Consider the following 1177-nt stretch of genomic DNA (forward strand, 5'->3'; position numbering starts at 1 on the left):
AATCATCGCTCTTGGTTCTGACGCGGAGGAGGCCTACATGACCATCGCCGAGCAGCTCCGCGCTGAGGGACGTGTCGAGGGGCGTGTCGAGATCCTCGTCCAGCAGCTGACACTCAAGTTCGGCCCGCTTCCCGAGGCACTGATCGCCACTGTGCGTAACGCCTCCGCTGACCAGCTCCAGACCTGGACCGTCCGTGTCCTGACCGCCGACACCCTCGACCAGCTCTTCGGCTAGCCGGCAGGCATATCTCCAGGCCCGTCCCTGGATCGTCGCGTATCGCGGGTCGGCCATCGAGGTCGCTCATGCGGCCATGAAGGATCGACGGGCCGGCCGAACAGATCGGCGAGGTCATCGGCGAGTTGCTCGATGTCCCAGCCCAGACGCCGGCCAGGCTGAAGGGTGTACAGGATGTCGCTGTCGGCGGTCGCGGTGCCGCGCGCCTGAGAGCCGAGCAGCTGGAGTTCGGCGATCCCGTACCGATCGCAGATCGCGGCAAGGCGGCCCTCATCGATCTCCACTCCCGCGATGAGCCTCACCAGGCAACGGTAGCCACAGACGTCACGCGACAGCGGCCGGTGACCCGCAGCTCAGCGGGATCCAGTCGCTACGGCCGGGTAAGGTCGATCTTCATCGGGAAGGGTGCGACGGCGTCGACGACACCGGTGAACACCTCTCCGTCACGGTAGGTCTTGCTCGCCGGGTCGAGAATGTAGGTGTGGACGACGGGAACGCCCGCGGGAGGTTGTTCGACTCGCCAGTAGTAGGAGATCCCGGCCCTGGCGTACTGCCCGGCCTTGACGATCCGGTCTGTCGTCTCCGAGCCCGGGGAGACCACCTCGACGACGAGCAGGATGTGCTCGGGGCGCGCTGGCATGACATCGATCGTGTCGGCGCGGTACACGACGACATCTGGACGTCGGTTCGTCAACGGCACGTCCTGGAGCCGGACGTCGACGTCGAAGTCGGCGTTCCAGTCCGGCCCGGCGGCGGCCTCCAGGGCGACCGCGAGGATCTTGATCAGCCGGTTGTGGCGCTTCGGCGCGCTGGGACGCACGACGACCATCCCGTCCACGATCTCGATGCCCGCGCACTGCTCGTCGGACCAGGAGCCGTACTGCTCCGCCGTGACCTGGTGGTGCATCCAGTCGGGAGCGATCATCTCCACGGTGATGACGT

The 1177-nt window shown here is 66.6% G+C and carries 3 protein-coding genes; 1 reads left to right on the forward strand and 2 read right to left on the reverse strand.

Going from position 1 to position 1177, the window contains the following annotated elements; genetic code table 11:
- On the forward strand, positions 1-235 hold a 235-nt coding region (locus MJ785_RS20390), incomplete at its 5' end, for a DUF4351 domain-containing protein (RefSeq protein WP_239382380.1).
- Here the strand turns inward: MJ785_RS20390 and MJ785_RS20395 are convergent.
- Together MJ785_RS20395 and MJ785_RS20400 are read right to left on the reverse strand one after the other, a co-directional pair.
- Complete coding sequence (locus MJ785_RS20395; protein WP_239382382.1) at positions 232-537, reverse strand: nucleotidyltransferase family protein; 306 nt, start codon at positions 535-537, stop codon at positions 232-234. The genes MJ785_RS20390 and MJ785_RS20395 overlap by 4 nt on opposite strands.
- Before the next feature lie 68 nt (positions 538-605).
- Positions 606-1160 carry a Uma2 family endonuclease gene (locus MJ785_RS20400; RefSeq protein ID WP_239382388.1) on the reverse strand — a complete coding sequence of 185 codons (555 nt, stop codon included), beginning with the start codon at positions 1158-1160 and terminating at the stop codon, positions 606-608.
- Positions 1161-1177: the final 17 nt, after the last annotated feature.

Origin of the sequence: Protofrankia sp. CiT1, from assembly GCF_917627335.1 — a bacterium.
Classification (GTDB): domain Bacteria; phylum Actinomycetota; class Actinomycetes; order Frankiales; family Frankiaceae; genus Protofrankia.

Coding starts and splice junctions, on each gene's coding strand:
- MJ785_RS20400 (WP_239382388.1), bottom strand. CDS start 1,160: ATGATCGCTCCCGACTGGATGCACCACCAGGTCACGGCGGAGCAGTAC.